Origin of the sequence: Streptomyces sp. 549 (genome assembly GCF_030124175.1) — a bacterium.
GTDB lineage: Bacteria > Actinomycetota > Actinomycetes > Streptomycetales > Streptomycetaceae > Streptomyces.
On record NZ_JASKMT010000004.1, the window covers coordinates 316,236 to 342,269 of the forward strand.

Below are 26,034 nucleotides of genomic sequence, written 5' to 3' on the forward strand. Positions count from 1 at the left end.
TCCGTTAGCGTAGTGGTTCCGTGCGGCGGAAGGAGACAAGGGTACGGTGACTGCTTACCGCTTCCGGCCTGCCCGGCTCGCCAGCATCGCTGTCTTCGCCCTGGCCGGCTTGATCTTCTGGATCAGCTTCAACACCGCTCAGGGCACCAACCTCCGCAGCGACGAGTCCATGCTGCGGTTCTCCGACCTCATTCAGGAGCGTAGCCGGGAGAACTCCCGGCTGGAATCCTCCACGGCCAGACTTCGCAACGAGGTCGCCGCGCTCGCCCGCCGCGACAGCGGCAGTTCGAAGGCGGAGCGGCAGCAACTGGACGAGACCGAGGAGAAGGCCGGCGCGCGGAAGCTCACCGGCCGAGCCCTCAGCGTCACCCTCACGGATGCACCGCCGGACGCCACTTCACGGGTCACCTGGGCGCCCGAGCCGCAGCCCGACGACCTCGTCATCCACCAGCAGGACCTCCAGGCGGTCGTCAACGCCCTGTGGCAGGGCGGCGCGGACGGCATCCAGGTCATGGACCAGCGGCTCATCTCCACCAGTGCCGTGCGCTGCGTCGGCAACACCCTGATCCTGCAGGGCCGCCTCTACTCGCCGCCCTACACCGTCACGGCCGTCGGGGACCCCGCGGCGCTGCGCAAGGCCCTGGACGAGGCCCCCACGATCCAGACCTACAAGCGGTACGTGGACGCCTACGGCCTGGGCTGGGACGTACAGCAGGAGGACCGCGCCACACTCCCCGGCTACTCCGGCTCGATCGACCTGCACCACGCCAAGCCCCTGGAGTGACGCGCCGCCCGCCCACCGCCCGCGCACCGGGGCCGCACCGGCACGCACGCCCGGCGGACGGGCCACCCCGGGGGCGCGGCGTGTGCGACGGCACACCCGGTGCCTTGCCCGACCGACCCACGGTTCCGCCTGCCGCCACGTACTCTTGGGCTCGCGGAAGCGCACCGGGCGCACGGCGAAGGGAGGGCACGCAGGCATGTACGGGTGGATCTGGCGGCACCTGCCGGGCAACGTGTTCGTGCGCGGGACGCTGTCCCTGGTCCTGGCGCTGGCGACGGTCTTCCTGCTCTTCCAGTACGTGTTCCCGTGGGCCGAGCCCCTGCTGCCGTTCGGCGACGTGACAGTGGACGAGAACTGACAAGAGCCGACGAGAACCGACGAGAACCGACGAGAACCGACAAGAGCCGGCAAGAGCTGACGAGAACCGACAAGGGCTGACGGGAACCGATGAGCGCGCGCATCCTCGTGGTGGACAACTACGACAGCTTCGTCTTCAACCTCGTGCAGTACCTCTACCAGCTCGGCGCCGAGTGCGAGGTGCTGCGCAACGACGAGGTGCGCACCGAGCACGCCGGCGACGGCTTCGACGGCGTGCTGCTCTCCCCGGGCCCCGGCGCACCCGAGCAGGCCGGGGTCTGCGTCGAGATGGTCCGGCACTGCGCGGACACGGGCGTGCCGGTCTTCGGCGTCTGCCTGGGCATGCAGTCGATGACGGTCGCCTACGGCGGCGTCGTGGACCGGGCGCCGGAACTGCTGCACGGCAAGACCTCACTCGTCACCCACGAGGGCAAGGGCGTCTTCGCCGGCCTGCCCTCGCCGTTCACCGCGACCCGCTACCACTCGCTCGCCGCCGAACCGGACCGAATCCCGGCCGAGCTGGAGGTCACCGCGCAGACGGAGTCCGGTGTCATCATGGGCCTGCGGCACCGCGACGTCCCCGTCGAGGGCGTGCAGTTCCACCCCGAGTCGGTGCTCACCGAGTGGGGCCACCTGATGCTGGCCAACTGGCTGGCCGCCTGCGGTGACGGCGGCGCGGTGGAGCGGTCCCGGGGACTGGCTCCCGTGGTAGGGACGTGACGGCGTCCTACGACCCGTACACCGACCCCGAGGCGTTCGAGGCCGCGGTCGGCCGCCTCGCCGACCCTCTGAACGACCCCCTGCCCCCCGCCGCCGGGGACAGCACCCCCACGCCCGGCTCCGTGCCCCCGCCCGGCACCGTACGCGGCCCTGAGGGCCCCGGCCGGGCGCAGGGCGCTCCCGGTCCGGCGCAGGGCTCGCCCGGGTCGCAGCATCCCCCTCCCGGCCCGGTCGCCCCGGGCCCCCAGGCGGGCCCGCCTCCCGGCCCGGCCCCGCAGCCGGGTGGCAACCCCCAGGGCTCGCCCTGGTTCAGGCCGCACGCCGACCCCACACCGACCGCCGCCCCCACGCCGACCGCCGCCCCCACGCCGACCGCCGCGCCCACGCCGACCGCCGCGCCCACGCCGACCGCCGCGCCCTCGCCGACCGCCGCCGAGGCGCCGACGGCCCCGCACCCCGCCGCCGCGCCCCGCCAGCGCGCGGGCGGCCCCCTGCCGCGCCGTCCGGCGCACCCCGGTCCGGTCCCCGCGCCGGGTCCCGCGCCGCGCGGCCCGGTCCGCCGCGGGCCCGCGCCCGGCGGCCCGGGCCCGCACGCCGCCGGGCCCACCGCGGGCGATCCGCGCGTCCCGTCGGCCGCCACCACCACGTCCCCCGTCGTGCCGCAGACCGGCACACCGCCCCGCGGCCCGCGGCCTGGCGATCCGCAGCCCGTCGACCCGCAGACCCCCGACCCGCAGACCGTCGCGCTGCGGCAGGCCGTCCCCGCGGACGACCGGCCGCGGCCCGGCCGCACGGACGCCGAGCCGCCGTCCGACGGCGGCCGGGCGGCACGCCGCAAGGCCGCCGAGCGCGCGGCCCGGGCCCGCAAGGACCCGCCCGGGGTCATCGTCAGCCGGGTCGTGGGTGAGCTGTTCATCACCACCGGCGTCCTGCTGCTGCTGTTCGTCACCTACCAGCTGTGGTGGACGAACGTGCAGGCCAACATGCAGGCGAACGGCGCGGCCAGCAAGCTGGAGAAGAGCTGGGAGGACGGCGGCGCGGACCGCAGGCCGGACGCGTTCTCGCCCGGCACCGGGTTCGCGCTGATGTACATCCCCAAGCTGGACGTGCGGGTGCCGGTCGCCGAGGGCATCGACAAGGCGAGCGTGCTGGACCGCGGCATGGCCGGGCACTACGACGCCAAGTCCGGCCTGAAGACGGCGATGCCCTGGGACAAGCAGGGCAACTTCGCGGTGGCCGCACACCGCAACACCCACGGTGAGCCGTTCCGGTACGTCAACCGGCTGGAGCCCGGGGACAAGATCGTCGTCGAGACCAAGAGCACCTACTACACCTACGAGATGACCAGCCAGCTGCCGTCCACCTCGCCGTCGAACGTGGACGTGGTGAGCGAGGTCCCGCAGCAGTCCGGTTTCACCAAGCCCGGCCGCTACGTCACGCTCACCACCTGCACCCCGGAGTTCACCTCGAAGTACCGTCTGATCGTCTGGGGCAAAATGGTCGACGAGCGCCCGCGGAGCAAGGGCAAGCCGGACGCTCTCGTCGAGTAGCGTGCGGCCCCTGCGGGCGGCGCGGCACGGCGGGTGGAGAGCGGACGGCGGGAGCGGTGGCAGTGACCGAGCAGGACGAGACGGAGACCGAGGAGCGCGCACCGCGCCCCGGGCCGCCGCGCCGCAGCCGTGGGCGGGTCGCCGCCGCCGTCAGCGCCTTCGGTGAGCTGCTGATCACCGCCGGCGTGGTGCTCGGCCTGTTCGTGGCCTACTCGCTGTGGTGGACCAACGTGATCGCCGACCGGGAGGCCAAACGTGAGGGCGACCGGGTACGCGGCGACTGGGCGGCGGGCCGCGGTGGCGGCAACGCCGGCGAACTGGACACCGAGGACGGCATCGGCTTCCTGCACGTGCCCTCGATGAGCCGCTCGGAGGTGCTGGTGAAGCCCGGCACCGACCCGGACGAGCTGAACCAGGGCATCGCCGGGTACTACGAGAAACCGGTCAAGTCGGCGATGCCGTGGGACGACGAAGGCAACTTCACGCTGGCCGCGCACCGCGACGGCCACGGCGCGAGGTTCCACAACATCCACCGCATCAGCGAGGGCGACCCGGTCGTCTTCGAGACGAAGGACACCTGGTTCGTCTACAAGGTCTACGCGACGCTGCCGCAGACCTCCAAGTACAACGTGGACGTGCTGGCGCCGATCCCGAAGGAGTCGGGGCGCAGCAAGGCCGGTCAGTACATCACCCTGACCACCTGCACGCCGGTCTTCACCTCCAACTACCGCTACATCGTGTGGGGCGAGCTGGAGCGCACCGAGCGCGTCGACGCCGACCGCACCCCGCCGAAGGAACTCACCGCCGGCTGAACCCGGTACCACCGGGCGGGCAGGCGAGGGCCCGGCAGTGGTGCACGCCTTACACGGTCGGCGGCCCTCCGCGCCGCGGAATATGCCACTCCACGCCTATTGAGCGAACTTCCGTTAATCCGGCTGGATTTCGCCCACCCGAGCTGCCTACGTTCCGCGGCGGAGGTGATGCACAGTGCATCAGGAGGACACCGCCGCGCCCGGCGAGTCGGCTGCCCGGCAGGACGCCATCGACATCAACGACTTCGTCCACGCGGCCACCGGCGCCCGGGTCCGCAGACTGACCATGCCGGACGGCAGCTACTGGTTCCCCGCGGCGGACGTCTGCCGCAGCCTCGGCTACGCGCACACCGGTTCCGCGCTGCGCGGCATCGCCGACGACACCAACTGCGACACCCTGGAGAGTGTGCTGCACAAGCACACTCTCGACGTCCCGCCGGGCCGCCAGTGGCGCCGCGACATGAAGGTCGTCAACCTCCAGGGCCTGGTCCGGCTCGCCAACGGATGCACCAAGGCCGAGGCTGAACCGTTCAAGAACTGGGTCACCGAAGTGGTCGTGGCCGTGCAGCGCGACGGCCTCTACGCCCTCGGCCACGCCGAGGTCCAGCCGCCCACCGGCGCGACCGTCGCCTACGCCATGCCGCAGCAGGTGGCCGACGCCATCGTCCGGCTGGAGGAGCGCAACCTCCGCCTGGAGGAGCGCCACCGGCGCCTCGACGAGGAGTACGCCGCCGCCCGCCGCGCCGAACGCGCCCTGTGGGGCGACCTCAGCCGGGCGGTGCACCGCATCGCCGACACCGTCGAGCAGCTCACCGCCCGGCTGCCGCCCACCGGGCAGACCGTCCCCCGGCAGCCGGGCCCACCCCGGCCCGACGCCGGCACCGTGCTCGCCGCCTGGCACAACCGGCTGCCGCTCGTCGGCGACCTCAAGGCCGTCGCCCACTGCCTGGTCCCGGAGATGCTCGCCCACGGCCGCGTCACCCGCGCGGTGCCGCACCTGGCCGCCAGGACGGCGCTCACCGAGCACCGGGTGCACGACTGCCTGCGCCTGCTGCTTCGCCACGGCTGCATCGCCCAGGCCGACACCACGCCCGAAGGCACCCCCGTCTACGTGCTCCGCCACCCCTGACCGTCCCGCACGACGTACTGCGGGACGGTCTCGGGTGCGGGACCGTTGTGTCGGTGCGGGACCGGTGTGTCGGTGCGGAACCGAGGCGGCGTCAGGCTGAGGGCGCCGTCCATGCGGCATGCCACGTCGCCGGTCCCACGACCCCGTCCGGGGTCAGGCCGTGCTGCTGCTGGAAGGCCACGCACGCCTCCCGGGACCGCCGGTCGTAGGTGCCGTCGACCGGTACGCCCCAGTCGCGCTCGCGCATGCGCCGCTGCCAGACGCGCACGCCGGGGTGCACGGTCCTCGGCGGCGCAGTGAACAGGACGCCGGGCCAGTCGGGCGCGGATGCCTCCGGTGCGCTGCGGGCGGAGGCGGCGGCTGCGGTGACCGGCGCCGTCCAGGAGGCGTTCCACGTCTTCTCACCCACGACACCGTCGACGGTGAGGCCCTTCTCCTGCTGGAACGCGAGGCAGACACGCCGGGACTGCTCCCCGTAGGCGCCGTCCACAGTGAGGGTCCAGCCCCGTCTCTTCATCTGCTGCTGCCACGTGCGGGCGCTGGAGTGCACGGTCACCGGCGGGTAGTGCAGCAGGACGCCGGGCCACGGCGGCGCCCCCGACGGCGGCGGGTCGGTGGGTCCGCCGCCGGACGAGCCCGGCTCCATGGCGGCCATGTGCTCGCCCAGCCTGCCCGGGCACTCCGTGGCGAGGAACGCCCGGTGCCCCGTGATGCCGGTCGCCGCACCACCCACACTGCGCAGGCGGGCGATCGAGGTGCGGAAGCCGTCGATGAGGGCGCTGGTGACCGTGTCGTACGAACTGCTGGTTCCGCCGACGAGGCCGCAGACCGCGTAGTAGCGGTGGTTGGAGTCGTTCGTGCCGTTCGCGGCCGTTCTGAGGCCGACACCGCGGCCCTCGTAGATCGAGCCGTGCACGCAGACCAGGTAGGTGTAGGCGACGTCGTCCCAGCCCTTGTCGTCCATGTGGTGTTTCTGGATGCCGCGCACCTGCGCGGCGCAGCTGGAGTGGGCGCCTGCGGCGAATCGGGTGGCACCCGTGTGGTGGACGGCGACTCCGCCCCGTGACGGGTCGATGTCCGTGGAGGTCTTCTTCGGCGCTCGGGCACCCCACTGGGCGCGCGTGACGAAGGTGGCCATCAGCGCCTGCCTCCCGCGGCTGCGGCAACTCCGGGCGGCAGGCCGCACTCCGCGCTCGCGTTCAGCGGTTCCCGGGACACACCGTCCGCGTGGTCGGCTGCGGAGACCCGTGGAATCCGGGCGTCCGGGTGGTCCGGGCTGGTCACCACCGGCAGTTCGGCGGGGCCGGTGGCGCGGGCGGGGCCGGAGCAGAGGACGGGCAGGGCCGCCGCGCCGGCGACGGCGACCGCCGCCCGGCCGGAAAGCCCCAGAAACCCCCGGCGCGTGGTGTGTTCGGTCAAGGTCTCCCCCTGGCATGTCGCCGGTCGACTCATCAGTCGGGCTGCTCGTCGGTCGGTCGACTCATCAGTCGGGCTGCTCGTCGGTCGGGTCGCTTGCATAGCTCAGCCCAGGTCCTGGGGCCGACGATGCCGTCGGGGTCCAACGCGTAGATCCACTGGAAGCGCACGAGGGGCAGCCCAGGTGGAATCAGCGGAGGCGGACTGGGAATGCGCAGAGTCTGCAAGGCGGTGCGTAGGACAACAAGAGGTCCAGGGCGGCCAGGCCGAATCTGGGATGCCTCGGCTTCTGAGCAGCGGAGACAGCGGGCGCTGCGGGACGCCGTGGGACGACTGGGACGCCGCTCGACGCCGGACCGCCCCGCGAATGCGGCCGATTCGCGTCTGCGGCCGGCTCGCGTCTGCGGCCGGCCCGGAGCCCTCAGGCCGGTGCCGCGGTCACCGAGGTGCGGCGAAGCACTGGGCGTCGTCGCGGTCGTCCGCCGCGGCGACCGGCTCCGCGGGAGCGGGAGTCGTGGCGGGCCGCGGGCCCGGGTTCTCGGTGCCCGCCCCCTCCGGAGGCCGGCCGCCCGAGGGGGCGAAGTAACAGGCCTCGGCGTCCTGTTCCGACATGCCGCCGATCATGGGTGTGTACACGTACCCCTGGGCGTCGTAGCGGTCCCTTATCGTCGCCTCCTGCACGTCGCCCTCCGGTGAGACGATCTCGATCCGGGTGCCGACCTCGGCGAGCCAGACCCGGGCCCACGACGCGGCGCACCCCTTGCTGTGGCGGATGTCCATCCGCGCACCGCCGGAGAGCGTGCGTTCGACGACGGTCACCGGCTCGTGTTCGACGTGGGTGCACCCCTGGGACTCGGGGTCCTTGCCCGTGCAGCCCGCGGACCGGCAGCCGGGAGGGGACGCGGCCTGCTGGGCCTTGTCCAGGACCCGCTCGGCGACCGTCACGCCGACCGCGACTGCCGTCCCCAGCAGCACCCCGGCGGCTATGGGCCGCCACCAGCGGCGCAGCGCCGAAAGGCCCCGGAGCGAGCGGCGGGTCGGGGCTGGACCGCTCGCCGCCTCGTGGGGCTCGGGTCGGCCGCCGGCGGCCCCGGACCGTCCGCCGGCCGTCTCAGCCCGTTCGTGCAGGTCCAGGACCGGCTCAGGCGACTCCTGCGCCAGGGCGCACAGCTCGCGCACCAGATCCCGCGGCGGGATCTTGACCCCCCTGAGATAGCGGTGCCAGGACGACCTGCTGGCGCTCGTGCTGTGTGCGAGGGCCGTCAGACTGAGCCCGGAGCGTTGCCGCAGCGCGTCCAGCTCACGGCTCAGGTCGAGGCGTTCCGGCGGCAGTCGGCTGGTCATCGGCGCAGCGCCTTCCAGGTGTGCGGCCCGACGATCCCGTCCACGGCCAGCTGGGGCGACTCCTCCTGGAAGCGCTTCACCGCCCGGGCCGTCTGGGCGTCGTAGGCCCCGTCGATGTCACCTACCGGGTAGCCGTGCTCTGCCAGTAGGCACTGGGCCTCCACCACGTCCCATCCGGTCTTGATCTGGAACAGGACGGCGTCCTCGGTCTGGCTGTGGCCCGCGTAGAGCGCGTCGCCGCGACGGTGGATCGTGCAGCCGTAGTTGCGGCCCGGCTCAAGGACAAAACTGCTCTCGTCCGCCGCGTCGTCCCCGCCCCAGGCGTGGAGAGCCGGAATGAGCCCGGCGGCGGTGAGCACCGCAGTCAGCAGGACGACCATGAGTGCCTGCAGGAACGGGAGGGCGTGTTCGCGCGAGGCGGGCTTCGCTACCCCGCCGTCGCCCTCTCCCGCCCCCGTGGCGCCGTCCGTCCCCCTCGCCTCTTCCGATCCCTTCGCCTCGTCTGTTCCCTCCGTCGCTTCCACCGCTGCGTTCCGCCGCTCACCGGTGCGCGCCGCAGCCGGCCCCGTGGTGGGCCGCGCGCCCTGGGACCAGGTCTCCTCGGCGAGTGAGTGCATGGCGAGCAGGCGATGGACGTCGCCGCCCGCAAGGATCGCCAGTTCCTTCACGGCTCCGGCCGGCGGGAGTTTCTTGCCGTTCAGATAGCGCTCCCACGAGGATCTGCTGTACGTGGTGCGCCGTTCCAGGGCGGCGAGGCTGAGGCGGCTCCGATCCTTCAGCGAACGGAGCTGTACGACCAGTTGCCGTCCTTGGGGGTCGAGCGTGCCGGGTAATGCCTTCCAAGAAGCCATGGCCGAGTCTCGGTTCCCTTCCTCCGGTCTCTCCCGTGTTTGCCACACAGCACGGAGCGCGCGGAAGCCCCCCATGCCCCTCGCCGGACCTGCCCGTGAACAGAACGCGCGACCACCGAGCGGCGTTCCGGGCGGGCCAGCCCCGTCCCATGATCTCCCGACAACTCAGGGAACGGCCATGGTGTGTTGCGTCTCAGCAAGCAGTTGCGTGGGACATCCCTTTGAAGGACCCGGCTCCGCCACCGGACGCGGTGGAGCGACTGCGGCGGCAGCCGCGGCGAACACGGAGGGCTCCCGGTTGCCGACCCGGGCACGGATCGCCTCCGCCGTCCCCTCGGGCAAGGAGAGAGCCACCCGCGTCGTCGGCCCCTCACCGAAGTGACCGCTCCACCCGGACCCCGGAAGGTCCCGGGAAAACCACAGCGGAAGACAGGCTGCCCGCGCGCTGTCGGTTCGGGGCGGTGTACCCGCCGGTGGGCACACCGCCCGCCGCCGGGAACGCGCAATGCCCTCCGAATCCGCGTTTCCGCAGTTCAGAGGGCATTCAACGGGTGGAGCCTAGGGGAGTCGAACCCCTGACATCTGCCATGCAAAGACAGCGCTCTACCAACTGAGCTAAGGCCCCGTCGCCGCCAAGAATACCCGCTCCGCACCCCCGATTCCGACCGGGTATCGCCCAGGACCCCCCTGCTCCGTAGGATGCTCCGCAAGTTCGCTGCCGCGAAGCGAACAGGGGAGATCTGGGGAGACACGATGGATGCAGCACAGCAGGACTCCACGGCGAAGGCCCGGGAGCTGCAGAGTGCCTGGTACGGCGAACCGCTCGGCACCCTGTTCCGTCGGCTGATCGAGGACCTGGGTCTCAACCAGGCGCGTCTGGCGACCGTGTTGGGGCTGTCGGCACCGATGCTGTCGCAGCTGATGAGCGGCCAGCGCGCCAAGATCGGCAACCCGGCCGTGGTGCAGCGGGTCCAGGCCCTGCAGGAGCTCGCGCAGGAGGTCGCCGGAGGCCACGTCAGCGCTGCGGACGCGACGCAGCGCATGGAGGAGATCCGCCGTACCGCCGGTCAGAGCGTGCTGGGGGGCACCGCTCACACCAGCACCTCCGGGCAGCAGACGACGGTCAAGCGCGCGGTGCGGGAGATCCAGTCGCTGCTGCGTGCGATCTCCGACGCGCAGGACATCATCGAGGCCTCGCAGACCCTCGCCGACAGCCACCCGGAACTGGCCGAGTTCCTGCGGGTGTACGGCGCGGGGAAGACCTCGGACGCGGTCAAGCACTACGAAGCCCATCAGGGCTGAGTCGAGGACGTCCATCAGGGCTGAGTCGAGGACGTCCGCCAGGGCTGAGTCGAGGACGCCCACCAGGGCTGAGGCGAGTCGGTCCTGGTGGGCGCGGAAGCGCAGAGCAGAGCGAGAGAACGGGCGCGACAGCATGGGTGAGGTCTTCGCGGGCCGGTACGAACTGGTCGATCCGATCGGGCGCGGCGGGGTGGGGGCGGTCTGGCGTGCCTGGGACCACCGCCGCAGGCGGTACGTCGCGGCGAAGGTGCTGCAGCAGCGCGACGCCCACACCCTGCTGCGCTTCGTGCGCGAGCAGGCGCTGCGCATCGACCACCCCCACGTGCTCGCGCCGACGAGCTGGGCGGCCGACGACGACCAGGTCCTGTTCACCATGGACCTGGTCAGCGGCGGCTCGCTGGCCCACCTCATCGGGGACTACGGCCCGCTGCCGCCTCACTTCGTGTGCACGCTGCTCGACCAACTGCTGTCGGGGCTCACCGCGGTGCACGCCGAGGACGTCGTGCACCGCGACATCAAGCCGGCGAACATCCTGCTGGAGGCCACCGGGACGGGACGGCCGCACCTGCGGCTGTCCGACTTCGGCATCTCCATGCGCAAGGGCGAGCCCCGCCTGACAGAGACCAACTACGTGGTCGGCACGCCGGGCTACTTCGCACCGGAGCAGATGCTGGGCGCGGAGCCGGACTTCACCGCCGACCTGTACGCCGTCGGCCTGGTCGGGCTGTACCTGCTCAACGGCCGCAAGCCCGACGCCCAGACTCTCGTGGAGAGTTACGAGCACGGGGTGCCGCCGGCCCCTGACGGCGTGCCCGGACCGCTGTGGGAGGTGCTGGCGACGCTGCTGCAGCCGGACCCGCACGCCCGGTTCCGGACGGCGACCGGCGTGCGCAAGGCGCTGGCCGGGGCCGTGGAACTGCTCCCCGACGACACCACGGCCAAGCCGGGAGGCCCGGACCCGGTGGAGGTCTTCGACCACATCGGCCCGCTGCCTCCGGGCTACGGCCCGCAGGGGCCGGAAAGCCCCGAAGGCACGACGGGCTCCGCCCCGGCGGTCCCCGGACAGCAGGAGACCGGAACCGGATCGGCCACCGGGACCGGATCGGCCACCGGGGCCGGGACCGGGGCCGGGACCGGGGCCGGGACCGGAGCCGGGACCGGAGCCAGCAAGGGGACCAGCCAGGGGGCCGGCAACGGCGACACCGGCACCGGGTCCGGGGCGGTCCCCGCCGCGCCTCCGCTGGACTCCGCGACGACCGGCAGTTTCCACCTGGCGCCGCCCAGCCCGCAGCCCCCGTCCCCCGAGCACGTCCAGGCGGCCCCGGACGGCCAGGCCGCCCAGCCGTCCCCGTACGGCAACCCGGCGGCGGCCCACGCCGGTACTCCCCCCACCCCCACGCCGCAGACACTGCCCTACACGGGGTACCACCCGGGTCACCCCGTCCCCCAGTCCGACGCCGCCCCGGCGGCGAAGGGCCGGCGGCCCGGACCGCCGCCCGCCGTGGTGGTGGCCGTACTGGTCCTGGCGCTGGTGTGCTTCGCGGTCGGCATCTGGGCCCTCACCCAGACCTGACCCGGCACGTATCCGGGGCGGGCACAAGGTAGAGGGGGAGCGGCTGCTGCCGCTCCCCCTCCGCACGTCATCTCACTGCCGGCCGTCCGGCGCGCTCCCGCCGTGACCGGGTTGCTGCTGGCCGCCGAACCCCGGCGGCCCGGAAGGTCCGGGGTAGCCGTACCCGCCGCCGTACGGGCCGGGCGCGGCGTACCCGCCGGGCACGCCGCCCTGTGGTGTCCCGGTGGAGGCGTGCTGCTGCGCCGCGGCGTCGGACGGGGCACCGCGGCGGCCGTGGCGGAGTCGGGCGAGCAGCATCCACAGGCCGAGGCCGAGCACGAGCACCGTGCCGGCGCCGATGCCGCCCCAGGCCACCAGCCGCCACCCGTCGCTCTGTGTCACGTCGGCCGCGGAGAGGCCCTTCTCCGCCGCTTCCTTGTCCTTGTCGGTGACGCCGAACCCGGCTGCCGCCGCGTCGCCGTCGTAGCCGGGCCCCTCGGCCGCCTCCCCGCTGACCTTGACCCGCAGCGTCACGGTGGCGCCGTCGGGGAAGTGCTCGGCCAGGCCGGGGTGGAGGGTGACGGCGAGGTAGTACCAGCCGGCGGTACTGATGCCGCGGCCGTCGTCGTCGAAGCGGTTGCCGTACTCCACGGGCCGGGTGATCAGGCCCGCCGAGGTCTGCTCACCCCGGTACGACTCGAAGTTGTTGTCGACGACGTCGGCACGGGCCGGGTTGAAGAGGTGGAAGCCGAGCGCCCGGGAGACGAACTCCGGTGACTCGCTCTTCTTCGCCGCGTTGGGCAGTTCGGCGAACGCCGCGAGCTGCTGGCCCCAGTCGAGGGGGACCCGGTAGAAGATGGTCTCCCCGGCGCGGACGGTGTCCTTCCACACGCCGGAACCGACCGCGCCCGCGTCGTTGAACGAGGTGCCGCCCTTGGCACGCTGGGACGTGCCGGTGGGCGGGGTCGGCAGTTCGGTGCTCCAGGTGTCCTTGCCCGGCGGGCCCGGCGCGGTGCCCTCCAGGCCGGGCTCGGCCATGAAGCGGATCTCCAGCGGCCAGTCGCCGGGGTCGGAGGTGCCGGGACCCTCCCGCTTCACGGAGAACAGGTAGGGGCCCGCCTGCTGGCAGCGCTCGATGTCGCCGCCGATGCGCCGGGCCGCGTAGTCGCCGATCGGGTAGGCCTGGTCGTCCCCGGAGAAGGTGGCCCGGCCAGCGGTGTCGCACTGCTCGCCACTGGTCGTGGTCAGCTTCATCTCCAGCCCCTCGCCGAACGAGGCCACCTTCGTGCCCGGTTCGGGGGCGGCGACCGCAGACAGGTACACCGTGGAGACTTCGTCCAACTCGACGCTGTAGAACTTCTCCTCGCCCCGGCCGATGCTGTCGGTGTAGATGCCCGGCTTGAGTTCCGGGCCGTCGGAGCTGCTCGCGGTGCCCTCGACGGGGGTCGCGTCGTCCGCCGTACGGTACGTCGCCGGACCGTCGGCCGACCCGTCCGCCGGAGCGGCGGTCGCGAGGGCCGGTGCGCCCACCGCCGCGCCCAGTACCGTGCCGAGGACGGCAGCGACGGCTGCGAGCCGAGTGCCGGTCCTCCTCGTGCGCCGCTTCACGCTGTGCCGCCCCTCGTCGAGTCCGTCGTGCTGCTGTGGGGTGCCGTCGCCCGCCGGCGGCGGGAGAGCGCGTACGCCGCGCCGAGCCCGGCCAGCAGGAGCACCGCCGCGCCGCCTGCGATCCCGGCGAGCATCGGCGTCGACCATCCTGCACCGTCCGTCCCGGCCGCCTCGCCCTCGCCCCCCGCGTCCTTGCCGGGACCGGCGTCGTCGGCTGTGTCGGCGTCGGCGGGCGGCGCGTCGTGCGCGGGCCCGGCCTTGGCCTCACCGACCACGTCGACGCGCAGCACCAGGCCGATCGCCGGGTTCTCGGCGAGGTCGGCGGCGTCCGGGCCCAGGGACACCGCGAGGTAGTAGTCGCCGTCGGCACGGACCGGGGTGACGGTGTTGCCGGTCTCCCACCGGTTCGTCCAGGACACCGGGACCGTGCCCGAGGAGACCGCGGTCGGCCGCCCCGCGTAGGACCGGTTGTCCTGGAACTCGGTGCCCGAGGGCACCGGACGGCGACCGGGCGTGAACAGGTCGGCGCGGACGAACGACCGGGCGCGGCTGTCCTCCAGCGTCGGCTCGTTGCCGAACTCGGCGTCGAACCGCAGCTGCTGGCCCCAGCCGACGGGCACCTTGTACCAGCGTGTCTGGCCGGGCAGCAGGCGGTCGCGCCAGACGCCGCTGCCGAGCTGCCGGGCGTCGTTGAAGCCGGTACCGCCCTCGACGTCCTTCGGCGTGCCGGTGGGCAGTCGTGCGTCGCGCCCGGCCTGCCCGTAGTCGGTAAGGGAGGCGCCGGGGACCACACCGTCAGGCAGCGGCTCCTCCTCGCCGAGCCGCAACTCCAGCGGCCAGCGCGCCTGGTCGGAGTCCGGCTTCGAGCGGCGCTGCACGGACATCACGTAGCGGCCCGCCGTGTCGCAGCGCGCGGTGCCGCGCTCGGTCGGCACCCGCGACACCGCCCCGGACACCGGGAGCGCGCCCTCACCCTGCCGGAAGTAGGCGTTGCTACTGACGGCGCAACCCCGGGAGTTGTCGTCGCCGCCCTCCAGGCGGACCACGAGGCCGTCCAGCGCGTGCACGGCGGCGCCGGGCTGCGGCACGGCCGTCGCGGCGAAGTCCACCGCCGACCCGGCGTCGAGGTCGGCGGCGTACCAGCGGGTCTCTCCGGCACCGATGGTGTCGAGGTACTGGCCGGCCGTCAGGCCCGCCGCCTTCCCGGCCGACCGGCCGCCGGTGACCCGGTCGCCACTGAGCCGGTAGCCTCCCGCGGACAGTTCCCCCGCGCGCTGCAACTGCCGTGCCAGGGAAGCCGCGTCGGGTGCGTCGTAGTACGAGCCGTGCCCGGCCTCGGCGATGCACTCCAGTTCCTTGCGGGCCTTGCCGCCGACCTGGAAGCCGACCGTGTCGATGCGCAGGTCCACCCCGTCCTCGGTGATCTGCTCGGCCACCTCGCAGGGGTCGATGTCGGCGCAGTTGCTCTCACCGTCGGACACCAGCAGGATCGTGCGGCGGCCCACGCCCTGACCGGACGCCTCGGGCAGGTCCTCGGCGGCCTTCCGCAGCGCCAGACCGGTGGGCGTGTCCCCCTTGGGGCGCACCGCGTGCACCGCGGACTTCAGCGAGTCGCGGTCCAACTTCATCACGGGGCGGGCCAGTCGGGTGTCGGTGCAGCCGCTCTCCTGCTCCGACCCGTACAGCCGCAAGCCGGTGGGATGCCCGTCGGGCAGCGCGTCGACGACGGCTTCGACCGCCTTGCGCGCGGACTCGATGCGGGTGCTGCCGGACCCGTCGTCCTCCGCCATCGAGCCGGAGGAGTCCAGGACCATCAGCAGACCGCCGTTGCCATCGGCAACGGCGGCCGGGGCCACCGGGGCCGCCATGGCGGGCGCCCCGCCCGCCATGGGGACCACCAACGCGGCGGAGAGCAGGAAGACCGCTCCCCGAAGACACCTGCCACTCATCAGAACCCCCGAGAAACGCCGTGGTGCGACCGATCACCGGTAAGCACCGTACGAGTTTGCTGCTGCACACCTCAAGGTCGGGGGCGTCACGGTACTGCAACACGACTGCACAGCGACACGGCCGCCCGGCCGGCTGCCGGAATCCCGGAAACGTGTAAGCCCCGGCCGGAGCCGGGGCTTACACGTCTGCTGCGGGTCTGCGGGCCCTCAGACGCTGGGACCTGCGGGCACGGAGTCGGTCGCCTCCGTCCACAGGTCCTGCTCGGCACGGTCCGCCTGGATCTGGCGGTACACGAGGAGCCCGCCGACGGCGGCCAGCACGACCAGGAGGAGCTTCTTCACGGCGTTACCTCGTCCTTCAACGACGGTGGGACCTTCTGGCGCCCGATGATACCCAACCGAAACACCGCGCACGGAGTCCGGAGTGCCGCGCGCCCCGGCAGCCACACGGAAGGACACGCAGACGGACATGCAGAACGCCCCGGACCTCGATCGGTCCGGGGCGTTCACGGCGGTGGGGCTAACAGGACTTGAACCTGTGGCCTCTTCCTTATCAGGTCGGTCGGATGAGTGCCATCACCCAGACAGCCCTTTTGCCCCTGCGTTCGGCGACCCCGTCTGTGTGCGCATGCATCCATTGCTGTCCGCTGGTGTTGATGTCAACTGGTGATGTCAGGCTCGGCTACGTCCGGCCGTGAGCCTCCTTCTACCAGCTCCCTCGTCCCGGTTCTCACACCTATCGGGCGCACCCGTACGCAAGGATGACCACCAGCACGACCAATCCCAGCCAAGCGGGAAAGCCAGTCTTCGTAAACCGACCCCTGCCGTCCCTCGGTTGTGGCCGTCGACGATTTGCCATATTTCGCCCCTTACAGCCTGTGCTCGACATGGCCATGGTGGGCTTAGACAACTCGCCGCGATAGGGCAGGAATCAGTCATAGGCTTGACTTATGCCCGACTCCAGCGAGCCAGGAGCAGACCCGCTGACGGTGCGCTGCGGGTGGCAGGACTGCCCACCGGGCGGCAGCCTTTCCACTCCGATGCTTTCTCGGTAACCGGCAGGCGTAGTAGCCTGACGCCACCTCAGTACTGCCTCTCTCAGCCCCGATCGCGCAATGTGATCGGAACTCTCCCCCGGGAGAGCTACCAGAAGGAGGTACTGGGTAGATGGCCGACCCGATGGAAGAGGTGCCGCGTCCTCAGCACGACCGGTCTAGCCGGTGGGCGCTGATCATCGCAGCACTTTCGCTAGTCGTGGCGATCATCGCCTGTGTCGATCAGGTGGTTCGCTGATCGCATGGTGTCCCGGCGCGGCCGACGACTCACATCAGTGAGCCCGGCCTCCTCGAAAGCGACCGGGCTCACTTGGCGCAGATGAGGGGTGCGGTCTCGCTTCACCGGGACCGCACCTCGTGCCTGCACCGTTGCCGCCCCGATTGAGGCAGCAACTCGTAGAGGCAAGCATGCATGCTTACTTGCTTGCAAGCAAGCAAGTAAGCGCCAGCTCGCGCACGAGCACGCAACGATGCGCAAGCTGGCAGCTCATCCGGCTGACCCGTCCCGGGCACCTCTATTTCTCGGCCGGCGGGCGCCCCTTCCAGGCGATCACCAAAGTCATGGCGGCGAGAGCCGTGGCCACGGGAGGGGCGTACACCGGCCGGACGTGCACCATCCATGCCAAGCCGCCACCAACCCCGACGAGTACGAGCAGCCAGAGGGCGCGTCGCAGAAGTCGCGCGGCCCGGCCGGGCGAACCGCCAGGGGTTGGCTTCACGGGTGTGCCGGGTACTGTCATAGCTGACCTGCTTTCCAAGAGTGAGGTCAGGGGCGACTCCCGACGCAACCGGGGGTCGCCCTTTTTCGCGACCTACGCCACCCCATAACCAACATCATCACTCCTCTCGCACCAGCGGCAAAGTCGGTTATCCACAGGCTCCTGTGGATCACACACGACCCCCTGTGGGTAAGCCCCAATTTCTTGTGCATAAACATGGGGACAAACACACGCGCCACGATGCACAAGTAACCCACAAGAGCCCCTGACCTGGGAAAACACAAGCCTCGTGACTGTGCATTAGAAAAATATTTGCCGTCACCGGGAGTGAAAGGAATTAGCACGCGCCCCCACTCCTATGTCTCTACGCGTGTAGCATTCCAAGCCAGAAATGGAGCGCGGCATTGTATAGGCAGGGTCCGACAATCCACCCGAGCGCGGCATTAAGCTACTTGCAAGTACTAGGACAAAAAGTGCCGAAAAGAGTCTTTCGCTGAGCGGCGGACTGCTTGGCAGTGAGGAAGGACACGCAATACCTCGTAGTCTCGCCCGCAACACCGACACGGCCCAGCCAGTCGGACTATCGGCTCAACCTAAGAGAGGAGGAATCCGGGCTTCGCCTGCCCTAGGTCTCGGAGTTGGGTCAGATAGTCCTGCGCGGAGGGGTCCGACGCGTACCGGTCCCTGACCACAGCCGCCAACTCCCGGCTCGTCATGATCAGTGAAGGCACGGACTGGCGCTCGCCTTCGAGAGCGCGCCCCCCGTACGTCAGGGCCCCTTCGAGATCCCCTGCGCGAGCAGCGGTGACACCGAGCGTCACCCGCGCTTCGGCGTTCCGCATCGGGGATCGTTCCGTGCCGTCGAAGTCGGTCCCTTCACTGAGAACCTGCTCAGCCAGGTTGCTGGCCAGTTTGTCTTCGCCCACGAGGCGGTAGCAGTCCATGGCGTAGAAGTCGAACTTCGCCGGGTCCACCACGAAGTGATTGTCCAGGTTCTCCGGCTGCGGCATCCCTTCGAGTAGCCGCCGCCCCCGGTCAAGGGCGACTTCGACTTGCCTGCGGTCGCCGATGCGGGCCCATGCCTTCGCTTCCTGACCAGCGAGCTGCACGGCGACGCCGTGGTTCGCGGCGCGTTCGGTCCCGGCCTGGGCGGCTGCGATGACGCCCCGATAGTCGCCAGTCGTCAGGGCGAACCAGGCGCGCATCTCGTGGGCCCACCCGGCGATCTCGCCGTGATCGGTCTCGTTGGCCAGCGAGAGGGCAGCTTGGCGGGTGGACTCCGCGCCGTGTCGGTTGCCCATGTCGTACTCGACGCAGCCGACCAGGAGCGCGAGCCAGCCCGAGAGCGCGAGAACTTCACGGTGCTGGGCAAGGGTGAGGCTCTTGGAGTGGAGATCCACCACGCGCCGGAGCCACTGGCGACCTTCGACGAGGAGCTGTTCGCTCGGCATGAAGGGGTACTCGGACGCCAGGCGGTCGGCAGTGATGCGCAGAGCGTCCAGCGTTGCGGCGTCGACGTCGGAGCGCTTCAGGCGGCTGACGATCTCAAGGGTTTCCATGCCGCTGGCCGCCACGATCTCGGCGTTACCGTCGCGCCGGCCGGGCGCGGGAAACAGGGCGTTGGTGACCGTGCCGAAGGTCGCGGCGATGATCGGGCGGTAGAAGTCGCCCGGCGTCGAACCGGCCTCCCAGCGCTTCCACTGCCGGACCAGTGACTCTTCACCGGGCAACTCTGTCGGAGCGTGGGCCCGTAGGGCTCGTACGGCATCGAGCTGGGACCAGTCCCGTGCCTGGCGCTCAGCCACGAGGCGGCGTGCCCATGTCGGCCTGTCGTCGGTCATGTGCCCTCCCTTGCCTACAGCGAGTCTGGTCCTCCCACAGGGGGGACGCGCAAGAGGACAACGGGGGGACATTCGGGGTGTCCCTGTCCCACCATCACTGACCCCCTTCCTGTCACTTATTGTCAGCGCTTCCCTACTCCACAGTGTTCCCCAGATCACGCACCGTCCGACGTGGCCCGCCCTTCCAGGGCGGCCACGCGCTGTGTCAATGCCTGAATCTGGGAGCGGATTTCCTTGATCTCTTCGGTTGTGTCCTGCTTAGGTCCCGGCGCTGCTGAGGCAGCGGTTACGAAGTACCCGCGGTTGCTCGCAGAGAAGATCAGCCCCTCGTCGACGAGGATGCTCAACCCGTCCCGCACCGTCTGGCCGGCGACGCCGAGCATCCGGGCAAGCTCCCGCGTCGGCGGCAAACGGCCGTCCCGGTACGTCCCCTCGGTGATGTCTCTCCTGAGGACGTCAGCTACCTGCACCGGCTTCGGTCTGGGGTCGTTCGCGGCAAGGCTCATGCCCCGAGCGTATCGACCAGCGCGCCCTTATGCGCCCTGCCGCAAAGGTTGCGAGCTAGTGCGCACTAGTGCAAGCTGATGCACGAGCGGTCGTCTCCCGGCCAAGGAACGCCGGCCGCTTCTCTCTGCCCTGCACGCCTGACAACAGGAGTGGCAATGCGCACCTTCGTAGCTGGTCAAGAGGCTTTGGACGCCTGTGAGTTCGCCGAGCTTGCGCTCGGCATCGACCGTGAACTGTTCCTCGGAGTCCCGGGGGAGACGCGCACCGAGCGCGCCGCTCGACTGGACGTCGCCCGAGACGTACTGGCCGACCTTCGGCACCAGGCGGACGCCGACGAGGTGTCCGGCTGGGACGCGCTCTACGCCGAGGCGCTCGCCCGCACCGTTCCGCTGCTGCGGAGCGCGGCGAAGCGGCGCCCGGCCGGTCGGGGGGTGGCGGCATGAGCGCGCTTCTCTCTGCAGCTGCGGCCGTGGCACCGGTGGCTGCCGGTTGGTCGGTGCACTCGGCCTGTCTGCGCCGTCGGCTTGAGCGTGCCCGACGTGACCCGCTGACCGGTCTGCCGACACGGGCCGAGTTCGAGTGCCGCGCCGCTCGGCTGCTTGAGCAGCGGGCATGTGCGGTGGTCGTCGTCGACCTGGACGGCTTCAAGGCCGTGAACGACACCTTCGGTCATGCCGCCGGGGACGCCGCCCTTCGAGCTGCGGGCGGGCGGCTGGCCATCTGGACCGACAGCCTGCGCGGCTGCGCGGCCCGGTTGGGCGGGGACGAGTTCGCCGCCACCGTGCCCATGCCCGGCCACCTCCCGAACGCGCTGCTCGCGTTGCACCGGTCGCTGTGCGCGCCGGTCACCTTCGAGGGGCGCACGCTGCCGCTGGGTGCGTCGGTGGGCGCGTTGCCGGTGGCTGAGCTGCCGGTGACGGACTTGTCGGCGGCGTTGCGGCGCGCGGATGAGGCCATGTACGCGGCCAAGCAGGGCGGCGGCGGTACCTGGCTGGCGTCGGGAGCGGCGCCGCTCATGCAAACCGTCAACGGTCGCCGCGACGGCCGCAACGGCAGCAGCCCCGCCGGGGGTGAGCGGTCATGACCGTCAACCTCACCAAACCCGCACCCGCCACGGTGGCAACCGATGTGCCGGTGTTGTCCCGGCCGGAACGGGCGCTGCTGGTCGTGGTCGGCATGGCGGCGGTCGGCGTCGGGGCCCTGGGCCTGGCGTCGTCGTTCGACTCGGTGTCCGCCGCAGCCGCCCGGTGGGGCTTCGGCTCCCCGTGGATGCTGCCGGTCGGCATCGACATCGCCATCCCGGTGTTCACCGCTGCCAACCTGCTGCTTATCCGGATGAACATGCCGCTGGGCTGGGTGCGGTTCGTGCCCTGGGCGCTCACAGCAGTCACCTGCTGGCTCAACATCGCCGCCGGTCACTCGCTCTCGGCGAAGGTCGCGCACGCCGCGATGCCACTGCTGTGGGTGGTGCTCTCCGAGATCGCCGCTCACGTCTACGCATCCCGCATCGGCGCCGTGACCGGCCGCCGTATGGAGAAGATCCGCCGCTCTCGCTGGCTGCTGGCTCCCCTGTCGACGTTCGCCCTGTGGCGCCGCATGACGCTGTGGGAGATCACCTCCTATAGCGACGCGCTGGCCCGCGAACGGCAACGCCAGCTCGACCGGGCGGACCTGCGCCAGCAGCACGGCCGTCGCTGGCGCTCCAAGACACCGCACCGCGCACGCGTACTGCTCAAGCTCGGCGAACTCGCGCCCACCAGCGCCCTGCTGGAGGAGCGGGACCCGGAACCGCAGCCCGACACCAAGCCGGAGCCGCGTCCGGTCGCCACGGCCAAGCCCCGGCCGCGACGGTCGACGAAGCCGACGCGCAAGGGGGTGCGCTCGACCGAAGAGCTGCTGCACGAGGCACGCCACGCCACGGCCGAGTGGGCTGACGAGCGGCTGACGGCCGACGCCATCCGTTTGGCGGTCCGCACCTCCCAGAAGAACGCCCGGCTGTTGCGGGACGCGCTTCGCGCCGAGCGCGCCGAGCGGTCCCGGTTCGGCCGGGACGACGCCGGGGCGGTGGCGGCATGAGTGCCGGTGGTCATTTGCGGGTGTTGTCGCTGTTCTCGGGGATCGGCGGGTTGGAACTGGGCCTGGAACGCGCGGGGTTGCGTGTGGTGGGCCAGGTGGAGAGCAACAAGTTCTGCCGGCGCGTGCTGGCACATCACTGGCCGGAGGTAGACCGCCATGACGACGTACGCACCGCCGCCGCCTGGTGGGACTCCCGCCCCCGACCGCTGGTCGACGTCGTCTGCGGTGGCTACCCCTGCCAGCCCTTCAGCCTCGCCGGTCACCAGCTCGGCACCGCCGACGAACGATGGCTGTGGCCGGCGATGGCTGACGTGGTGCGCCACGTTCGACCCCGCTACGTCCTCGTGGAGAACGTCGCAGACCTTGTTCGAGATGCCGACGCCTTCGGCTGGATGCTCGGTGACCTGGCCGCCCTCGGGTTCGATGCGCAATGGGCAGTGCTATCGGCACCCGACTTCGGCGCCCCTCAGGCAGCCCGTGAACGGCTCTACCTCCTGGCCCACCCCCCGAGCCTCCATGGGAGCCCACGGCATCGCATGGGCCAGGGCGCAGAGCGGGAAACACCGCTCACAACTGGAGGACTACCTCGCCCACCTGTGGCTGCGCGACGGCAGACCGCGCACACCTGGCTTGCTGCCGAACCCCACGTGGATCGCCTGGCTCATGGGCTTCCCCACCACGTGGACCAACTTGCCGCCTACGGCAACGCCGTCATCCCCACCGCGGCCGAACACCTCGGCCGCCTGATCACCACAGACCACCACCACCGCACCCAACCCCCCACCTGACCCGCCACACACCGCGGGGCCCGGCCGCCCACCTCTCACAGCGTCGGCCGGGCCCCGCCAACCCCTCCACTGATGGGAAGGAATCTCAGTGAATCACGCAGATGGCAACGACAAGGAACGTGAACTGTTCGCCCGGCTCGAAGCCGACTTGGCGGCCGACTCCGGGGCCGACGTGGTCGACCTCGACAAGGCGCGCGACGCCCGTGCCGAGTCGGGCGACCAGTCGGCCGACTCCGCCCCCGGCTCCGGTGCGTCCGGTCGGGCCGACTCGGCGGCCGGTGGGTCGGCCGACGGGTCGGGGCCGGTGATGGTCGACGGCCCGGCGCCGGTCGGTCCCGGCTTCATGGAGCGGGTGACGGCTGCGAAGCGGCGCCCGGTGGTCCCGGCGTGGCTGCGGTCGCTCGGTGAGCTGAAGACGGCCGCCGGATGGGTGGCCGGTCACTACGGCCACCTGACGGCGTATCACTCGCTGCGGGTGCCGGTGTATGCCGGGCGCCTGGCGGTGCACTCGCCGCGCGGCGCGGCCCGGTTCGTGGGCGGCACGTTGCGGTGGCTGGCCGACCGGGAGGGCGAGCCGGTCCGGCTGGCGGCGGTGCGGCGGGAAGACGCGGTGGAGTACCTGAAGTTGTCGCGGCAGCGGGACGGCCGGGTGCGGCTGCGGACCCTAGCCATGGTGCTGGCTTCGCTGATCGGAGTCGGTGCGAGTCTGGCCCTGTACGTGCTCGCCCCGGGGTGGCTTCAGGCGGTTTCGGTGAGCGCGCTGGTGCTGGCGCTGGGCTTCGCCGGCCGTGAGGCGGACGCCCCGATCGTGACCCGGGCGGTGGAGCTGCCGCAGGTCTCCCGGCTGACGTCGCAGATCGTGGTGCGGGCGTTCGCGGCACTGGGCATCGCCGAGATCAACAAGCAGGCCAGCCGCGGTAAGGACGGGGTGGAGTTCAAGGCCCCGATCCAGCGCGACGGCAAAGGCTGGCGCGCCGACCTCGACCTTCCCTACGGCGTGACGGTCTCCGACGTCCTGGACCGGCGCGAGCGCCTGGCGTCGGGGCTGCGCAAGCCCCTGGGCTGCGTGTGGCCCGAGCCGGTACCCGGCGAGCACACCGGGCGCCTCATGCTGTGGGTGGGGGACCAGGACATGGCCAAGGCACCGCAGCCCGCGTGGCCGCTGCTGAAGTCGGGCACCACGTCACTGTTCAAGGCCGTCCCGTACGGCACCGACCCGCGCGGTAGGGCGGTCGGCTTCGACCTGATGTACGCCAACTTCCTCGTTGGTGCGATGCCGGGGCGGGGCAAGACGTTCGCGCTGCGCATCCTGCTGCTGGCCGCCGCCATGGACCCCACCGCCGAGCTGCACACCTGGGAGTTCAAGGGCACCGGAGACTTCTCCTCCTTCGAGCCGATCTCCCACAGCTACGGGTCCGGGCCCGGCGACGACGCCACCGTCGAAGGGTGCGTGGACGCGCTGGCTTACGTGTACGGGGAGTTGGACCGTCGGGCGCGGGTCATCAACGGGCTGCCCAAGGACATCTGCCCGGAGAACAAGGTCACGCCCGAACTCGCGGCCAAGAAGTCCCTGGGGTTGCACCCGCTGGTGATGACCATCGACGAGTGCCAGGAGGTCTTCACCCACGAACGCCACGGCAAGAAGGCCGCCGAGCTGGCGACGGCCATCATCAAGCGGGGCCGGGCGCTGGGCGTGATTCTGCTGCTGGGCACGCAGCGCCCGGACGCCGACTCCCTGCCCAAGGCGATCTCCGCGAACGTCGGCATCCGGTTCTGTCTCCAGGTGATGGGCCAGCCGGAGAACGACATGGTGCTGGGGACGTCGATGTACAAGAACGGCATCCGCGCCACCTCGTTCACCGCCGATGACCTGGGCATCGGCTACCTGGTGGGCGCCGGTCCCAACGCACAGATCGTGCGGTCGTACTACATCGACAACGCCGCCGCCGCGACGCTGTGCGAGCGTGCCCGCACTGCGCGGGCGGTGGCCGGCACCCTGCCCGACCCGGCCACGGCCAAGACCGCGAAGCCGGTGGACACGCTGTTGACGGACATCCTCGCGGTGATCCCCGCCAGTGAGACGAAGGTCTGGAACGAGACGGTCGTCGACCGGCTTGCCGAGCTGCGGCCGGAGAAGTACGGCGACTGGGCGCGGATGGACGGTGAGGAGAAGACGGCCCACCTCACCGCCGCCCTGAAGCCGTACGGGATCAAGACCGGTCAGGTGGGTCGCCGCGTCAACGGCAAGACCGTCAACCAGCGTGGCGTCACCCGTGCCCACCTCACCGCTGCTGTTGCGGAGCGTGACGAGAAGCGGGACGCGAGCTGACCCGCCGGGGCCGCTAACGCTAGCGCCCACACCTGCTAGCGCTAGCGGCCCCGATAGCGGCCCACACCCCATCTGATCAGGCCGCTATCGGCTAGCGGCCCACCTGCGCAAACCCTCGAAACCGGCCCGTGGAGGCACCCCGTGACCCCCGTGCTCCTTGCTATCGCCTGCCTGACCGCCGTCACCCTCGGTTACGGACTTCTGTGTGCGGTCTCGCCGTTCGGCGACTGCCGCCGCTGCCGGGGCTTCGGCTACCGGCTCACCACCGACCGACGCGGACGCACCCGGCCCGGCCGCCTCTGCCGCCGCTGCCGGGGCGACCGCAAACGCATCCGCTTCGGCCGCCACCTCTACAACATCGCCGCCCGCCTCCACCGCGACGGCACCCGCTGACCCCACGAAAGGACACACCTGCCATGGCCGTGACCATCTCCCTCGCACTCCTCTTCGGAGCACTCCTCGCGATGCTGCTCAAGACCCGCAGCCTCAGCGCCGGATCGGCGTTCGTCGCCGTCGGCTTCGGCTACTTCCTCGCCGCTACCGGCGCCGCTGGGCCCATCAACGACTTCACCGCCGCCGTCATCACCGCCATCCCCGACCTGTGAGGAGCACCCCCGTGCCCGACCACATCACCCTGATGGCCGCCGGAGAACTGCGCGACGCGCTGGCCGCCCTGCGCCACGGCGACAAGGCCGCAGCCGCCCACGCACTCGCCTCCATCGACCCCACCTCATGGGCCGCCATCGAACACCGGATGGCCGCCCTCGGCGGCAACCTCGCAGCCCTGATCAACCACACCGAAGAGAGCTGACATGTTCGAGATCCGCATCATCTGCGACCCCGCCGACGCGGAACGCATCACCACGGCGCTGAGCGGCACCTTCACCACTGGCGCGGTACGGCGCATGCCCTCCCGAAACAGCGAGATGGACCGTCTGTACGTCACCGCTGACCACCGGCCGGACGCCGCCGCACAGTGGCCGGCGCCGGAAGCGGCCTACGCCGCCGCTCCCAGCATCATCCGCGAGATCGGGTGGACCGCCGACGCGGCAGCCCAGCGGCCGTTCGGTACCACGCTCGACCGTGAGTTCTGGCTGCGCAAGGCCGCAGTCCTGGACCGCATTGCCCTCACCGCGGAACGGGACGACACCAGCGGCGACACGGCTGACGTCGCCACGAAAGCGGCCCGGCGACTGATGGAGCTGGACAACGTCGGCAACCTCTGCGACCCGCGCGGCTACGTCCGCCACCAGTACGCCGCCTGGATCGCCAACAACCAGTAGCTATGCCCGGAGCGGCGGTCACCCGGCCAAGGAACGCCCGCCGCTCCGGTCTCCCTGCCCGT

General features: G+C 71.4%; 27 protein-coding genes and 1 tRNA gene. 18 read left to right on the forward strand and 10 right to left on the reverse strand.

Annotated features, from left to right (window positions below):
• Nucleotides 1-46: 46 nt before the first annotated feature.
• The 6 genes from QNO07_RS07460 (at nt 47) to QNO07_RS07485 (ending at nt 5,352) form a co-directional block, all read left to right on the forward strand.
• Nucleotides 47-784: a DUF881 domain-containing protein gene (locus QNO07_RS07460; protein ID WP_283990841.1), complete on the forward strand. Its 738-nt coding sequence runs from the start codon at nt 47-49 to the stop codon at nt 782-784.
• A 196-nt stretch (nt 785-980) separates the two neighbouring features.
• Nucleotides 981-1,142 (forward strand): hypothetical protein, encoded by a 162-nt coding sequence (locus tag QNO07_RS07465; protein ID WP_283990842.1) that lies wholly within the window; start codon nt 981-983, stop codon nt 1,140-1,142.
• An 89-nt stretch (nt 1,143-1,231) separates the two neighbouring features.
• Nucleotides 1,232-1,861 carry an aminodeoxychorismate/anthranilate synthase component II gene (locus QNO07_RS07470; protein ID WP_283990843.1) on the forward strand — a complete coding sequence of 210 codons (630 nt, stop codon included), beginning with the start codon at nt 1,232-1,234 and terminating at the stop codon, nt 1,859-1,861.
• Nucleotides 1,858-3,411 (forward strand): class E sortase, encoded by a 1,554-nt coding sequence (locus tag QNO07_RS07475; RefSeq protein ID WP_283990844.1) that lies wholly within the window; start codon nt 1,858-1,860, stop codon nt 3,409-3,411. The genes QNO07_RS07470 and QNO07_RS07475 overlap by 4 nt, the downstream gene beginning before the upstream one ends.
• A 56-nt stretch (nt 3,412-3,467) precedes the next feature.
• Nucleotides 3,468-4,223, forward strand: coding sequence for a class E sortase (locus tag QNO07_RS07480; protein WP_502961796.1), 756 nt, complete (start codon nt 3,468-3,470; stop codon nt 4,221-4,223).
• 175 nt (nt 4,224-4,398) lie between these two features.
• Complete coding sequence (locus QNO07_RS07485) at nt 4,399-5,352, forward strand: BRO-N domain-containing protein (RefSeq protein WP_283990847.1); 954 nt, start codon at nt 4,399-4,401, stop codon at nt 5,350-5,352.
• Nucleotides 5,353-5,443: 91 nt separating this feature from the next.
• Here QNO07_RS07485 and QNO07_RS07490 read toward each other — a convergent pair whose 3' ends face one another.
• From QNO07_RS07490 to QNO07_RS07510, 5 genes are all read right to left on the reverse strand, one after another.
• Entirely contained in the window at nt 5,444-6,490 is a 1,047-nt protein-coding gene (locus QNO07_RS07490; protein WP_283990848.1) for a peptidoglycan recognition protein family protein, read from the reverse strand.
• Nucleotides 6,490-6,771, reverse strand: a complete 282-nt coding sequence (locus QNO07_RS07495; protein ID WP_283990849.1) for a twin-arginine translocation signal domain-containing protein — start codon at nt 6,769-6,771, stop codon at nt 6,490-6,492. The genes QNO07_RS07490 and QNO07_RS07495 overlap by 1 nt, the downstream gene beginning before the upstream one ends.
• Before the next feature lie 435 nt (nt 6,772-7,206).
• Nucleotides 7,207-8,112, reverse strand: coding sequence for a helix-turn-helix domain-containing protein (locus QNO07_RS07500; RefSeq protein ID WP_283990850.1), 906 nt, complete (start codon nt 8,110-8,112; stop codon nt 7,207-7,209).
• The gene (locus QNO07_RS07505) at nt 8,109-8,963 is read right to left on the reverse strand and encodes a peptidoglycan-binding protein (protein WP_283990851.1); all 855 of its coding nucleotides are present in this window, start codon (nt 8,961-8,963) and stop codon (nt 8,109-8,111) included. Before QNO07_RS07505 ends, QNO07_RS07500 begins: the two co-directional genes overlap by 4 nt.
• Before the next feature lie 552 nt (nt 8,964-9,515).
• Nucleotides 9,516-9,588 (reverse strand) — tRNA-Ala (locus QNO07_RS07510).
• A gap of 128 nt (nt 9,589-9,716) precedes the next feature.
• On the opposite strand from QNO07_RS07510, the gene QNO07_RS07515 reads away from it, so the two are divergent.
• Nucleotides 9,717-10,265 carry a helix-turn-helix domain-containing protein gene (locus QNO07_RS07515; protein ID WP_283990852.1) on the forward strand — a complete coding sequence of 183 codons (549 nt, stop codon included), beginning with the start codon at nt 9,717-9,719 and terminating at the stop codon, nt 10,263-10,265.
• Nucleotides 10,266-10,398: 133 nt separating this feature from the next.
• Nucleotides 10,399-11,838 (forward strand): serine/threonine-protein kinase, encoded by a 1,440-nt coding sequence (locus tag QNO07_RS07520; protein WP_283990853.1) that lies wholly within the window; start codon nt 10,399-10,401, stop codon nt 11,836-11,838.
• Between the two features lie 72 nt (nt 11,839-11,910).
• Here the strand turns inward: QNO07_RS07520 and QNO07_RS07525 are convergent, their stop codons facing one another.
• The 3 genes from QNO07_RS07525 to QNO07_RS07535 form a co-directional block, all read right to left on the reverse strand.
• Nucleotides 11,911-13,425, reverse strand: coding sequence for a hypothetical protein (locus tag QNO07_RS07525; protein WP_283990854.1), 1,515 nt, complete (start codon nt 13,423-13,425; stop codon nt 11,911-11,913).
• Nucleotides 13,422-15,374 carry a vWA domain-containing protein gene (locus QNO07_RS07530; protein WP_283990855.1) on the reverse strand — a complete coding sequence of 651 codons (1,953 nt, stop codon included), beginning with the start codon at nt 15,372-15,374 and terminating at the stop codon, nt 13,422-13,424. Before QNO07_RS07530 ends, QNO07_RS07525 begins: the two co-directional genes overlap by 4 nt.
• 207 nt (nt 15,375-15,581) lie before the next feature.
• Nucleotides 15,582-15,716, reverse strand: a complete 135-nt coding sequence (locus QNO07_RS07535; protein WP_283990856.1) for a DLW-39 family protein — start codon at nt 15,714-15,716, stop codon at nt 15,582-15,584.
• 825 nt (nt 15,717-16,541) lie between these two features.
• Between QNO07_RS07535 and QNO07_RS07540 the strand changes: the two genes are divergently transcribed.
• Nucleotides 16,542-16,667 carry a hypothetical protein gene (locus QNO07_RS07540; protein ID WP_283990857.1) on the forward strand — a complete coding sequence of 42 codons (126 nt, stop codon included), beginning with the start codon at nt 16,542-16,544 and terminating at the stop codon, nt 16,665-16,667.
• A gap of 1,074 nt (nt 16,668-17,741) precedes the next feature.
• Here the strand turns inward: QNO07_RS07540 and QNO07_RS07545 are convergent.
• Nucleotides 17,742-18,989 (reverse strand): NsdA family TPR-like regulatory protein, encoded by a 1,248-nt coding sequence (locus QNO07_RS07545; protein ID WP_283990858.1) that lies wholly within the window; start codon nt 18,987-18,989, stop codon nt 17,742-17,744.
• A gap of 155 nt (nt 18,990-19,144) precedes the next feature.
• Entirely contained in the window at nt 19,145-19,495 is a 351-nt protein-coding gene (locus QNO07_RS07550; protein WP_283990859.1) for a winged helix-turn-helix domain-containing protein, read from the reverse strand.
• A gap of 156 nt (nt 19,496-19,651) precedes the next feature.
• On the opposite strand from QNO07_RS07550, the gene QNO07_RS07555 reads away from it, so the two are divergent.
• From QNO07_RS07555 to QNO07_RS07595, 9 genes are all read left to right on the forward strand, one after another.
• Complete coding sequence (locus QNO07_RS07555; protein WP_283990860.1) at nt 19,652-19,939, forward strand: hypothetical protein; 288 nt, start codon at nt 19,652-19,654, stop codon at nt 19,937-19,939.
• Nucleotides 19,936-20,580, forward strand: coding sequence for a GGDEF domain-containing protein (locus tag QNO07_RS07560; RefSeq protein ID WP_283990861.1), 645 nt, complete (start codon nt 19,936-19,938; stop codon nt 20,578-20,580). The genes QNO07_RS07555 and QNO07_RS07560 overlap by 4 nt, the downstream gene beginning before the upstream one ends.
• Nucleotides 20,577-21,572: a DUF2637 domain-containing protein gene (locus tag QNO07_RS07565; RefSeq protein ID WP_283990862.1), complete on the forward strand. Its 996-nt coding sequence runs from the start codon at nt 20,577-20,579 to the stop codon at nt 21,570-21,572. Before QNO07_RS07560 ends, QNO07_RS07565 begins: the two co-directional genes overlap by 4 nt.
• A complete protein-coding gene (locus QNO07_RS07570) occupies nt 21,569-22,360 on the forward strand; it encodes a DNA cytosine methyltransferase (RefSeq protein WP_283990863.1) in 792 nt (263 codons plus the stop codon). The genes QNO07_RS07565 and QNO07_RS07570 overlap by 4 nt, the downstream gene beginning before the upstream one ends.
• An 88-nt stretch (nt 22,361-22,448) precedes the next feature.
• A complete protein-coding gene (locus tag QNO07_RS07575) occupies nt 22,449-24,689 on the forward strand; it encodes a cell division protein FtsK (RefSeq protein WP_283990864.1) in 2,241 nt (746 codons plus the stop codon).
• Between the two features lie 141 nt (nt 24,690-24,830).
• Entirely contained in the window at nt 24,831-25,082 is a 252-nt protein-coding gene (locus QNO07_RS07580; RefSeq protein WP_283990865.1) for a hypothetical protein, read from the forward strand.
• Nucleotides 25,083-25,105: 23 nt separating this feature from the next.
• Entirely contained in the window at nt 25,106-25,294 is a 189-nt protein-coding gene (locus tag QNO07_RS07585) for a hypothetical protein (RefSeq protein ID WP_283990867.1), read from the forward strand.
• Nucleotides 25,295-25,305: 11 nt separating this feature from the next.
• On the forward strand, nt 25,306-25,500 hold the full coding sequence (locus QNO07_RS07590; protein WP_283990868.1) for a hypothetical protein: 195 nt from the start codon (nt 25,306-25,308) through the stop codon (nt 25,498-25,500).
• Between the two features lies 1 nt (nt 25,501).
• Nucleotides 25,502-25,972 carry a hypothetical protein gene (locus tag QNO07_RS07595; protein WP_283990869.1) on the forward strand — a complete coding sequence of 157 codons (471 nt, stop codon included), beginning with the start codon at nt 25,502-25,504 and terminating at the stop codon, nt 25,970-25,972.
• Nucleotides 25,973-26,034: the final 62 nt, after the last annotated feature.

Bases quoted from the DNA above. Each gene is read 5' to 3' on its own strand.
- QNO07_RS07465 (WP_283990842.1), top strand. From the start codon at position 981: ATGTACGGGTGGATCTGGCGGCACCTGCCGGGCAACGTGTTCGTGCGC.
- QNO07_RS07470 (WP_283990843.1), top strand. From the start codon at position 1,232: ATGAGCGCGCGCATCCTCGTGGTGGACAACTACGACAGCTTCGTCTTC.
- QNO07_RS07490 (WP_283990848.1), bottom strand. From the start codon at position 6,490: ATGGCCACCTTCGTCACGCGCGCCCAGTGGGGTGCCCGAGCGCCGAAG.
- QNO07_RS07500 (WP_283990850.1), bottom strand. From the start codon at position 8,112: ATGACCAGCCGACTGCCGCCGGAACGCCTCGACCTGAGCCGTGAGCTG.
- QNO07_RS07505 (WP_283990851.1), bottom strand. From the start codon at position 8,963: ATGGCTTCTTGGAAGGCATTACCCGGCACGCTCGACCCCCAAGGACGG.
- QNO07_RS07515 (WP_283990852.1), top strand. From the start codon at position 9,717: ATGGATGCAGCACAGCAGGACTCCACGGCGAAGGCCCGGGAGCTGCAG.
- QNO07_RS07520 (WP_283990853.1), top strand. From the start codon at position 10,399: ATGGGTGAGGTCTTCGCGGGCCGGTACGAACTGGTCGATCCGATCGGG.
- QNO07_RS07530 (WP_283990855.1), bottom strand. From the start codon at position 15,374: ATGAGTGGCAGGTGTCTTCGGGGAGCGGTCTTCCTGCTCTCCGCCGCG.
- QNO07_RS07540 (WP_283990857.1), top strand. From the start codon at position 16,542: ATGGCCGACCCGATGGAAGAGGTGCCGCGTCCTCAGCACGACCGGTCT.
- QNO07_RS07545 (WP_283990858.1), bottom strand. From the start codon at position 18,989: ATGACCGACGACAGGCCGACATGGGCACGCCGCCTCGTGGCTGAGCGC.
- QNO07_RS07550 (WP_283990859.1), bottom strand. From the start codon at position 19,495: ATGAGCCTTGCCGCGAACGACCCCAGACCGAAGCCGGTGCAGGTAGCT.
- QNO07_RS07555 (WP_283990860.1), top strand. From the start codon at position 19,652: ATGCGCACCTTCGTAGCTGGTCAAGAGGCTTTGGACGCCTGTGAGTTC.
- QNO07_RS07560 (WP_283990861.1), top strand. From the start codon at position 19,936: ATGAGCGCGCTTCTCTCTGCAGCTGCGGCCGTGGCACCGGTGGCTGCC.
- QNO07_RS07565 (WP_283990862.1), top strand. From the start codon at position 20,577: ATGACCGTCAACCTCACCAAACCCGCACCCGCCACGGTGGCAACCGAT.
- QNO07_RS07570 (WP_283990863.1), top strand. From the start codon at position 21,569: ATGAGTGCCGGTGGTCATTTGCGGGTGTTGTCGCTGTTCTCGGGGATC.
- QNO07_RS07585 (WP_283990867.1), top strand. From the start codon at position 25,106: ATGGCCGTGACCATCTCCCTCGCACTCCTCTTCGGAGCACTCCTCGCG.
- QNO07_RS07595 (WP_283990869.1), top strand. From the start codon at position 25,502: ATGTTCGAGATCCGCATCATCTGCGACCCCGCCGACGCGGAACGCATC.